Raw genomic sequence first — 11400 nt, forward strand, 5'->3', positions numbered from 1 at the left:
CTCGGTTCGCGGAATGTTTTGGGAGAATAGAATGAGTGCGGTGATGAACGCCCTGTCTGGGGGACAGCACGAGTTGCCAGTGGTAGTCGGGCCACCGCGCCGGGACACTGACATCGTCGCTTGGGTAAAAGCAGAGCGGGAGACACTGGGCAGGCACTTGCACACGATTGGTGGCGTACTGTTCCGCGGTTGGCGAATCAACGGTCTCGCGCACTTTGAGCGCTTGATGACCGAAGGCCTTGGCCGCGAACCGCTTGAGTATCGGAATCAGTCGACGCCCCGGTCGGAGGTACGCGGCCGCATCTATTCGTCCACCGAGTACCCGGCCGATCAACACATCGAATTGCATAACGAAAACGCCTATACCAGTGCGTGGGCTGAGCGAATCCTGTTTTACTGTGTGAAAGCGAGCGACACCGGCGGCGAGACGCCGATTGCGGATTCCCGACGCGTGCTTCAGCGGATTCCCGATGCCGTTCGGGCACGATTCGAGCAGCATGGCGTGATGTATGTCCGCAACTATGATGGGCTCGACCTCCCGTGGCAAACCGTGTTTCAGACGACGGACCGGGAGTCGGTTGTGGCGCAATGCGTTGCGGCGGGAATTCAATGGGAGTGGCTCGGGGGCGATCGCCTCCGGACCCGCGAAGTCGCCCAGGCGACGCTGGCCCATCCCATCACGAGCGAACCGGTGTGGTTCAACCAGGCGCACTTGTTTCATGTCTCAGCGCTTCACCCCACAGTTCGTGCTGCGCTGGCCGGATCGATGGATGAGCGTGATTACCCGCGCAATGCCTACTTCGGAGATGGCAGCCCGATCAGTGACAGCGACTTGGCACAAATTCGCGCCGCCTACGCTGCCGAAACCATCGCTGCACCCTGGCAAGTGGGCGACATTCTGTTGCTGGACAACGTCCTGGTTGCACACGGTCGTAGGCCTTTCACCGGTGCCCGCAAAATTGTCGTGGGGATGGTATGACGACGCTGCATGAACCTGTTCAGGGTGACGCACCTGTAATGCAAGCCAACGATGCGTCGGTGTTGGAAGGCCAGACAGCCTATGCTGGCGTCGTGCAATGCAGTCGGCTGGTCAACGGACCGTTTTCGCAGTCTGCGGCGGTCAGTGTGTTGCGTCAGCTGATGGACGCCCAGCCGCTTGGAATGGGCGCGGCTGACAGTCTTGGTGACGTGGCCAATTCAGCGCGGTTACCCAAGATGGTTGTTCACGACTGTCGGGACCAAGGTCTCGATCTCGCGCCAGGTCGCACTCGCGACCTGGCCGCGCGGCAGGTTGCGCAGATTGCGGAAGATCGCGCTGGCGCCGGCTCTTGTCCGTTGCAGATTGACATACTTCTGTGGTCGGGGAATCAGTATCAACTGCTGCTGGCCGCACCCACATGGTGCTTGGACTTGGCCTCACTGCAGCTCATTGCCGAGAGTCTGGTCAACCACGAGCTGCCTGAGCCCGATCTCGCGTTGCCCTACGCAGATTTGCTGGCCTTTCGAGACATTCTCCAGACCGCCGCTGAACATCAGAGTGAGCGGGACTATTGGACGGCACAGCAGGATCTGTGGCCTGACTACCGCTGCGACGTCAATCCCGCTGCACGACGAGTGCACCGGCTGAATGAGTCGGCGCTGCTCGATCCGATGCTCAATGAAGCCGATGAAGCCAGTCTCCTGGTGTGCTGGCAGCAACTGCTGGAGCGCCACTTTGGCTCGGCGAAGATCATCAGTTGCGCCGTCAGTCCGCGCGAAATCGCCGGAGTTCAGGCAACGATTGGCCCGGTAACCATGAATGTCCCAGTAGCTGCCAGCAGTCACGGCGGTTTGCTATGGGGGCGCCAACAGGTTCGGGAGCAGTTGCAGTCGAGCAATGCCAATTGCCTGTTCTTCGCTGACCCAGAGTCAAAGGGATCGGGCACAACGCGAGGTTGGCGATTCGGATTCAGTTACGCCGCCACTCTTGGCGCGTGCGAAGTGTTGCGAAACGACAGTGGCAACGAAGCGTTGCGCCTGTCGATTGTCGGCGAAGGCCCAAGTCGGGTGATTCGGATCACCTACGATTCTTGGCGATACGAGCACGACGACGTTCGGTGGCTTAGCCGGCAGTTTCTCAATCTTCTGGCGGCAGCACGCCGGGCGCCGACCGAATCGATCAACACGCTTGCATGGTTGACCGACGGCGATGCCGACTGGTTGATTGGTAAGAGCCGCGGCCCGAGCGTGCCGAGCATGGCCTGCGATTTTGTATCCCAATTTCGCCGCGTCTGCGCGACTCATCCAGACGCGCCGGCGCTGCATGCCGGCTCAGTTCGATTGACCTATGCTGGTTTGGATCAGTGGACGAATCAGATTGCCCGTCTGCTGCAAGAGGAGGGGGTTCGGGCAGGTCAACATGTCGGCATTTGCATGCCGCGTACAGCGTTGCAAGTTGCGACGCTTCTCGCAGTCCTCAAGCTCGGCGCGGCCTATGTGCCGATTGATCCCACGCTGCCGGCGAAACGGATTGCGACGGTCGTCGCCAGCGCCAATATTTCGTTGGTCACGACCGATTCGTCAGCGCTTGATCGCGTCAGCGAATTGGACACCGAGGTGCCGTTGATCGACCTTGAGCGCGACGCCCATCACATTGCCGGTATGGCGTCGACGCCGCTCGTCATTGCGGTACCGCCGGAGCAAGTTGCCTACCTTATTTTTACGTCGGGATCGACCGGTACACCCAAGGGCGTTGCCGTCCCACACCGAGCGCTGATGAACTACATCGGGGCGATCGAAGAACGGGCTGGCCTCAGTCAGTATGAGTCGCTCTGCGCCTTGTCGACCGTGGCCGCCGACCTTGGCTATACCGCCGTATTCGGCGCCTTGGGCCTGGGTCGTTGTCTACGGCTGCTTGATGAGTCGCTGAGCCTGGATGCCGCAGCGCTCGCAGATGCGTTGGCTTCAGCGCCGGTGGATTGCCTGAAGATCGTGCCATCGCACTTGCAGGCGCTGTTGGCAATCGATCGTCCAGAGCGGGTGTTGCCGCGCAAGTGCCTGGTGTTTGGTGGTGAAGCTTTGAATTGGGAGTTGGTGTCGCGAGTCCAAGAGCTTGCGCCTGGGCTTCGCGTGCTCAATCATTATGGACCGACCGAGACGACCATCGGCGTGATCTGCAATACCGAGCTCACGGCGCGCGGCGCCGGTTTTGGCGTTCCGCTCGGAAGGCCCCTCGGGAATTGTGAGGCCTACGTCTTGGATGGTGGCTTGCGTCTCACTCCGGTCGGTTTGGAAGGCGACGTGTATTTGGCCGGAAGCAGTTTGGCAATGGGCTACTTTGGCCAACCCGCCGAAACGGCTGCGAAATTCATTCCCAACCCGTATGCGAACGAGCCTGGGGCACGCCTTTACGTTAGCGGCGACCGTGCGCGCTGGAACGGGAAGGGCGAACTGTGCTTTCTTGGCCGCGCCGATCATCAAGTCAAGCTGCGCGGCCATCGAATCGAACTCGGTGAGATCGAGTCAGCGATCAAAGCCTCAAAATCGGTCAGCGAATGCGCGGTCGTGGCCGCCAATGGCGGACATACGACACGCTTGGTTGCGTATGTCGCCGGAACGAGCGCGATGGAGACCGAACTGCGCGCCAGCCTAGCCGCCCGCTTGCCGGAACACATGGTTCCGACTGCCTGGGTGTGGCTGGATCGATTGCCGCTGAATGCGAACGGCAAGCTGGATCGACGGATGCTGCCAGACCCGGACTCAGCGCCAGTCGTCAGCCGGAATGCGGCAAACGCGGTTGAGGCAACGTTGCTCAGGATCTGTCGCGAGCTGCTCGGCAATGAACGAATCGGCGTGGACGACAACTTCTTCTCGGTTGGTGCGGATTCCATCGTAGCCATTCAGCTGGTCGCGCGGGCGCGGCAGGCCGGATACTTTTTCCGCCCGAAGCAAGTATTCGAACAACAGACCATCGCCCGCCTTTCAGAAGTCGTGCAACATGAGCACGAATCTCCGATGAGTGAGCAGGGTGAGGTCGTTGGAACGGCGCCATTGACCGCCATCCAGGCGCGGTTCTTTGCGTTGGTGGACGTGGACCCGCAGCAGTACAACCAAGCCAGTCTGCTGGATCTGGCCGCAACGATCCAGCTCGCTGATTTGCGCCCAATCGTGGCGCGACTGCTGGCGCATCACGATGGATTGCGCGTGTGTTTCGAACAGAGCGCGGAGGGCAGTTGGCAGCAACGCTTCCTGCCAGTGAGTCCTGAGCTGGTTGATCGCTGCCTGGACGTGCACGTGCTGGCACAGGACGATGCAGACGCGTCGGGGCTGGCCGAGATTGCCAGCAAGCATCATTCGAGCTTCGATCTGACCGAGGCGCCGTTGGTTCGTTTCGTACTGATCGTCGACTCAGGCGGTGCGAACAGCAAGTTGCTGATGATTGCCCACCACTTGCTCGTCGATACGTTCTCATGGCAAGTCATCGAGGAAGATCTCCGGCTGCTGTTGCGCGCTCCGGCCGCAGCGTTGCCGATGAAGACGGCCTCGATGAAGCAGGTCGCCGAACAGGCGGTCTTGGCCCTGAGCACGCCTGGAAGAGACGCCGAGCTGGCTTACTGGCAGCGCACGCTAAACCGTGTGCCACGTTTGCCGTTGGCGTCTGCCGAGGATCGGGTAGGTGGCGCGCGCAGTCGACATGTCTTGGTGCCGGCGACCCTTGCCAGGGCGCTGAGTGGTGATGTGCATTCGCGTTTCAACACCAATACACAGGATTTTCTGCTCGCAGCGCTGTTAGTTGCGATGTCGCCATGGAGCCAATCAGAGTCGATCGGCATCATGTTGGAAGGACATGGTCGCGATGACGAGGGGCTGCCCGGTTGTGATCGCACGGTGGGCTGGTTCACGGCGATGTTCCCCTTGTTGCTGACGCTACCGAACGATTTCACGACACGCGGCGTGACGGCCGAGCTGATTATGGCCGTGAAGGAACAAATTCGGACCGTACCAGGAAATGGCTCCGGCTACTGTCAAAGCCTGTTTTTGGCGGCTCAGGGGGCACGCGTTGCGGTGTCGGAACCGGAGTTGTGTTTCAACTATCTCGGCCGTGTTGCCGCCAGCGGCGGTGATGCCAGTGACGCGATGGCACAAGCACTCCAGGCGGTGCAGACGGGCACACGCGCGTTTGGTCAACGCCGATTGTTCGCGCTCGAAATGCTCGCCATGCAGTTTGGCGATCAGTTGGTTTGCAATCTGATTTACCAGCCAGCACGCGTTCCGGAGGCGGTGATCGATCAGCTCTTTGCGCGGTTCGAGCATGCCTTGCACGCACTCATTGATGCGTGCAGCACCGCAGTTGGCGCGCTGACGCCATCCGACGTCCCCGATCTGAATCTGGGGCAGGACGATCTCGATGCGCTGATGTCCGAACTGAGCGAGGTGGTATGAGCGAGACCATGAATTGCGCCCAAACTACGATTCCGGGCGCACCCGACCAGCAGTTGTTCCTGCGCGGCGACGTGAAGGCCGAACCGTTGATCAACCGCTGGTATGCCTGGTCGTACATGATCAGTCCGGTCAGCTACGCGCTGATTTCGCGCAACCTGCATATGCGCGTGTTGGAGTCATATCTGAAGTCGCCAAAGCTGCATGCGCAGGCAAGCCGGAATCAAGATCTCAAAGGTGGGTTGTTTGTCGATTACGACGGCGATCTCGCAACCATGCGTCAGTTTGTTGATCAATCAAGAGGCGCGCTGCAGTCACTCACCCAACTGGGCAGCGATATCGTCGAGTTCGATTCGCTTTTGCAGACGGAAGCGACTGGGGATGCCATGGCATCACTCTATGCGCGCTTGCCGGAGTCGCTGCGGGGGCGCGTCGAGCTGACCTACGATCTTTACAATCACCCACGCATGCGCTTTATCGAGGCGTTGTTTTACGACAGTCCTCTCTATCGTCAAGACTTGCAGTGCATGTCGCTGTCGCTGATGACAGGAGACGAACGGCCATTCGTGCTGAGTAGCCCGCGCTTGCCTGACGAGAAGAGCCTGACCGTTAGTTGGCCGTTTGCCGATCCACGTTGGGACCAGCTCTTTGCGATGCGGCAGAATGCCAAGTCGGTAAGTGAGTTCTGTGCGCTCGTTGGCTGGGAGCAGCTGTCTCTGGATGAACGGGCGCATTGGTCGCGCTTTGTCACGACCACGCCACCGCCGGTCCGCTCGACGTCGTTGCCGGACGGCGAGGTCCGGATCCGCTATTTTGGGCATGCGACCGTGTTGATGTATAGCAACGAGGTCAGCGTGCTGACCGACCCAATCGTGGCCTATCCGATGGATGGGGCGGTACCGCGGTACAGCTTCCACGATCTGCCCGATCGAATCGATTACGTGGTGCTGACCCACAACCATCAGGACCACGTGATGTTTGAGACGCTGCTGCAGTTGCGGCATCGAATCGGCACGATTGTGGTTCCGAAGAGTGGCCCGGGCACGCTGCCGGATTTGTCACTGAAGCTGATGCTACAAGCCACCGGTTTTGCGCATGTCGTGGAGCTTGGTGAGCTTGAGACGTTGCCAATCGCCAATGGGCAGATACTTGGTGTTCCGTTTCTCGGTGAACACGGTGATCTGGAACTCCAGACCAAGCTCGCGTTCCGGGTTCAGATCCGGCAGACGTCGGCGCTGTTTGCGGCCGATTCCGACAATCTGGACCCCGAGCTCTATCGCCGAGCGGCCGCGAAAATTGCGCCGCTCAATCATCTGTTCATCGGCATGGAATGTGTCGGTGCGCCCATGTCGTGGGTGTATGGCCCGCTCTTTACGCGGCCGCCAGACCGACGATGCGACCAGGCCCGGCGATTGAACGGATCGGATGCTGAGCGCGCATGGCACATGGTCGATACGTTGCAGCCCGATGCAGTGCACATCTATGCCATGGGTTCGGAACCCTGGCTGACCTTTATCTCGAGCATTGAATATCACACCGATAGTCCGGCCATTGTCGAATCGGATCGGCTGATCGCACGTTGCAACGAGGCTGGAATTCCGGCGTCGCGTCTTTATGGGCGTCACGAAATACCGTGTCAGCGCATCCCCGTGTCTGCGGCGCCGACGGCGGACATGAGCCGACCGGCCTTGGACGCCTTGGCGGTGGCATGACGCTCATGATTGACTCTGTGCTGGCCTTGATCGAACGTCGCGTGCTGGCGGCGCCGCATGCGATTGCGATCGAGTCCGGAACTGATCGCGTCAGCTATGCCGCGCTGTGGCAGCGTGTGGCAGCGATTGCCGCACAGCTGGACACCTATGGGTTGCGCGCTGGCGACGCCGTCGGCGTCGCGCTCCCGCGTGGGTCTGATTGGGTCGCGTCGCTGCTCGCCATTCTGAAGTCCGGTCTCGTCTACGTGCCCGTCAATCCTGCGCTGCCCCGGGCGCGGCAGTATGAGATGGCAGACATAGCCAGCATGCGGCTTCTGCTGACCGATGCGCGGCAAGACTGGGCGATCTGTCCGGCGCTCAACATTGCGGGGTGCCAACCCAGCGCATCCGTCTCACCAGTCAACGCGGTGATTGAGACCGCGTTGGCCTATCTGATTTTCACCTCGGGGACGAGCGGCACACCAAAAGCGGTCGCGATCAGTCACGGCAATCTAGTGGTTCACTGCGGCAGCATTTCGAATGCCTACCGTCTGCGCGCCGAGGATCGCGTGTTGCAGACCTGTGCCATCGGATTCGATATTTCCATCGAGGAAGTCATCCCGACGTTGTGTGCCGGGGCGTGCCTGGTGATCGCGCCAGACCAGATTGGTCTCCGTGCGGGTGGGTTGACGGGCTTTCTCGCTGAGTCGGCGATCTCTGTAGCGAATCTGCCGACAGCGCTCTGGTCTGCCTGGGTCGACGAGTTGCGCGCCGGCGTTGCCCTGCCTTCGGCGCTGCGCTGCGTGGTAGTGGGCGGCGAAGCGTGCCCAATCGCCAAGATTCATGCCTGGAATGCCCTGGCGGCGACGCGCGGCGTGTTGACCGTCAACGCTTACGGTCCCACCGAGACGACGATTACAAGCACGCTCTGGATCGTGCGGGATCGCCCCGCACATGTGGTGCATGTGCCGATTGGCGAAGCGCTGCCGGGCGCGCACGCCTATGTGCTCGATCCGACCGGAGCGCCCGCCGGGTCTGGTGAATTGTTCTTAGGCGGCGCGCTGGTTGGTCAGGGCTACGTTGCGCAGCCCGCATTGACGGCTGCTGCGTTCGTACCGGATCCATTCTCGAATCAACCCGGCGCCCGCATGTACCGGACCGGCGATCAGGTTCACTGGAACCTGGATGGCGCATTGATCCTGACCGGTCGCGTCGATCGTCAGATCAAGCTGCGCGGCTATCGTATCGAACCGGCGGAGATTGAGCGTCGGCTGGAGCGCGCTCCGGGCGTGCGCGCGGCCGTCGTCAAACGCTGCATGTACGGTGTCCAACCAGTGCTTGTGGCCTATGTGGCCACCGCGGCTGCGCCACTCGGCACGCCGCAGTTCTTTACGGCTCAGATGCCCGCGGTCGCATCGATGTCGGCCAGTGTGAACGCTTTGCCTGACTACATGCGACCTGCTTGGTACGTGTTGCTGAGCGCGATGCCGCTAAACGCGAATGACAAACTGGATTATCGTGGCCTGCCCGAGCTGCCGGTCGCGGACGAGTCGGCGGATGCATCTGGCGCCGAGCGGTTGGTGCAGGATCCCGTGGTCGATTGCATTCGCCAATGCCTGGGGCGAGACCCGAATGATTGGTCGCTCCGGTTCTTTGAAGCAGGCGGCGACTCCATTCAGGCCGTGCGCGTATTGGCGGCGTTGCGACAACGGGGCTTCGGACTTTCTGCCAGTACCTTGCTGACGCTGCCGATGGGCGAGCTGTCCTGCCATGTGACGACGATCGCTCCGGTCAGCGCGCCTGCAAATGCGATCGATCATTTGCCGCCAGACCTGACCCCGCAGGAGCATTTGCGGCTTCGAAATGCCGTCCGAAACTGGACTGATGTCGAGCAGGTCAGCGTTCTGACACCGGTGCAACTCGGCATGGTCTATCGATCGTTGCATGCCGTCAACGAAGGCCGCTATGTGGAGCAGGTGGAGGGCGTCCTCGAAGATCTTGACGTGCATCGATTCCAGCGAGCTTGGCGCCACGTCATCGCCCGTCACGGGATTCTGCGCGCTTCGTTCTCCTTGTTGTTGCCGAACAAGCCATTGCTGCTGTTTCGACGCCAAGTGGAGATGGACTGGCAAACCGTCGATTGGACCGGACGATCCGATGAGCACGATGAAACGCTCGCTTCCTGGTTGGCAGCTGATCGCGCACGCGGATTTGACCTGACCGAGGGGCCACTGCAGCGCTTTCATCTGGCCGCGCTTGATCAGCGGCGAATTCACTTCTGTTGGTCCTATCACCATGCGCTACTCGACGGCTGGTCCGATATCGACGTGCTGGATCAGGTATTCGACCAATACGCGCGCGTCGAAGACGCATCTGATCCAGCGCCTTCGCCGGCGACATCCTTCTCGACATATGTGAAGTGGCTGCAGCGGCAGGATTCTGCGAGTTCTGCGGCGTTCTGGCAGAACCGACTGCGCAGCCTCGATCCGCGCAAACCATGGCTGATTGCAACCGACACGATGCACGCAACACCGAATGTGTTGCGTCTTGAGTGTCGCCTTGATAGCGCAACGACCACCGCAATCAGGTCGGCGGCCCAGTCTGCCGGCTGCACGCTCAACACGGCGCTGGTCGCCGCCTGGGGCGCGTCCGTGGCCGAGCTCAAAGCGTGCCCTGAAGTCGTGCTCGGCGGCATCGTGGCGATACGACCGGTTGAGCTGGGTCCAGAGGTCATCGGGCCCATGCTGAACTTGCTGCCACAGCGATTGAGCCTGCCGAAAGTCGCCATGAACTGGTCGAGTTGGCTGGCGCAGCTCCAACAGTTGCAGTCGGCGGCGTTGGATCACCAGTACCTGGGACTCGACCAGATCGAACGAGCCGAATCGGGACCGTTGTTCGATACGTTGTTTGTGTTCGAAAACTATCCGGCGGCACGGCATCCCTCGGCGCGCGCATTGCGGAGTCACACGCAAACAGAATTTCCATTGAGTCTGCTGGTTTGGCCGGACGCGATGATCAAGATTGAAATACTGCTGGACACGACGCGCGTTAGCACTCCGCTGCTGGAGCAGCTTTGGGCAGGGTTTCTGCGTGCATTGAAGTCGCTCGCCGATGACCGCGTCATTGCGGGCGTTGCGGCGTCCACTGGAGCCGCGGAGATGCCTGACTGCGTGGAGCTCGAAATATGACCCGCTGCATGGCACACCGGCGTCCGCCTCAGCACGCCGCTTCCGCGGCTCTGAATTTCCCGCACGCGAGCACGGCTCGCATCAGTTTTGGAGAAGGATGATGGACCTCAGTCTCATGGATCAACCGGCAGTGGCGGCCGATGAGGTCGAGATCGGCGTTCCGCAAGGCGCGCATGCGCTGCCCGTGCTGATTCGCCGTCTGGGTTTTGGTGTTGATTTGGTGACCTGGGCGGTCGCTCATCAGGAACTGCTTGAACGCCTACTCCTGCGCCACGGTGCGCTCGTGTTTCAAGGATTCAAGATCAATGGCAGCACGCATTTCGAGCAGCTGATCGCGAAGCTGTACCAACGCGAGCTATTGGAATACACGAATCGCTCAACACCGCGGACCCAGGTTAAAGGGCGCATCTACACGTCGACGGAATATCCGCCTGACGAGACGATCCCGCTGCACAACGAAAATGCTTACACCAGCGCTTGGCCGAGCCGGGTGTTCTTTTTTTGCATGACCCCGTCTTCGCAAGGTGGCGAAACGACGATTGCCGACAGCCGCCGGGTGCTCGCTCGGATCAGCCCTGCCACCCGGGCACGGTTTGAGCGGCTTGGAGTTCGCTATGTACGCAACTATGGCGTGCTCGATCTGCCTTGGCATGAAGTGTTCCAGACGCACGACAAGGGCGAGGTCGAATCGTTCTGCCATCAGCGCGGGATTTCATGCACCTGGCAATCCGATGGCGGCCTCCGGACAGAAGAAGTGTGCCAGGCCACGACGGTCCATCCCGTCACCGGAGAGTCGGTGTGGTTCAACCAAGCGCATCTGTTTCATGTCTCGTCGTTGAAGTCAGATGTTCGCGACGCGTTGGTGGACAGCATGCCGGAGTCCGCTTGGCCGCGGAACGCCTATTACGGCGATGGCTCCGCCATTGAGCCGGACGTGCTTGCCGAGATTCGACAAGCGTTCGATGCGGAAACCGTGGCCCGGCCGTGGCAGGCCGGCGACGTGCTGCTGGTCGACAACGTGCTGGCAGCGCATGGCCGAAAGCCCTTCACCGGGACTCGGAAAGTTCTCGTTGGCATGGTCTGAGCCGAGCCAGGTTCCGATC

General features: G+C 60.8%; 5 protein-coding genes. All 5 read left to right on the plus strand.

The window, feature by feature from the left end:
• The first annotated feature begins 31 nt into the window (after positions 1 to 31).
• The 5 genes from C7S18_RS08080 (at position 32) to C7S18_RS08100 (ending at position 11381) form a co-directional block, all read left to right on the plus strand.
• Positions 32 to 979, plus strand: coding sequence for a TauD/TfdA family dioxygenase (locus C7S18_RS08080; RefSeq protein ID WP_206208000.1), 948 nt, complete (start codon positions 32 to 34; stop codon positions 977 to 979).
• Entirely contained in the window at positions 976 to 5421 is a 4446-nt protein-coding gene (locus C7S18_RS08085) for a non-ribosomal peptide synthetase (RefSeq protein ID WP_106891076.1), read from the plus strand. The genes C7S18_RS08080 and C7S18_RS08085 overlap by 4 nt, the downstream gene beginning before the upstream one ends.
• 8 nt (positions 5422 to 5429) lie before the next feature.
• Positions 5430 to 7130 (plus strand): MBL fold metallo-hydrolase, encoded by a 1701-nt coding sequence (locus tag C7S18_RS24900; RefSeq protein ID WP_170113172.1) that lies wholly within the window; start codon positions 5430 to 5432, stop codon positions 7128 to 7130.
• On the plus strand, positions 7127 to 10297 hold the full coding sequence (locus tag C7S18_RS08095) for an amino acid adenylation domain-containing protein (protein ID WP_106891078.1): 3171 nt from the start codon (positions 7127 to 7129) through the stop codon (positions 10295 to 10297). Before C7S18_RS24900 ends, C7S18_RS08095 begins: the two co-directional genes overlap by 4 nt.
• A gap of 115 nt (positions 10298 to 10412) precedes the next feature.
• Entirely contained in the window at positions 10413 to 11381 is a 969-nt protein-coding gene (locus tag C7S18_RS08100) for a TauD/TfdA family dioxygenase (protein WP_170113173.1), read from the plus strand.
• The last annotated feature ends 19 nt before the right edge of the window (positions 11382 to 11400 follow it).

The organism is Ahniella affigens (assembly GCF_003015185.1).
GTDB lineage: Bacteria > Pseudomonadota > Gammaproteobacteria > Xanthomonadales > Ahniellaceae > Ahniella > Ahniella affigens.

Excerpts from the sequence above, each read along its gene's own strand:
- C7S18_RS08080 (WP_206208000.1), top strand. The coding sequence starts at position 32 with ATGAGTGCGGTGATGAACGCCCTGTCTGGGGGACAGCACGAGTTGCCA.
- C7S18_RS08085 (WP_106891076.1), top strand. The coding sequence starts at position 976 with ATGACGACGCTGCATGAACCTGTTCAGGGTGACGCACCTGTAATGCAA.
- C7S18_RS24900 (WP_170113172.1), top strand. The coding sequence starts at position 5,430 with ATGAATTGCGCCCAAACTACGATTCCGGGCGCACCCGACCAGCAGTTG.
- C7S18_RS08095 (WP_106891078.1), top strand. The coding sequence starts at position 7,127 with ATGACGCTCATGATTGACTCTGTGCTGGCCTTGATCGAACGTCGCGTG.
- C7S18_RS08100 (WP_170113173.1), top strand. The coding sequence starts at position 10,413 with ATGGATCAACCGGCAGTGGCGGCCGATGAGGTCGAGATCGGCGTTCCG.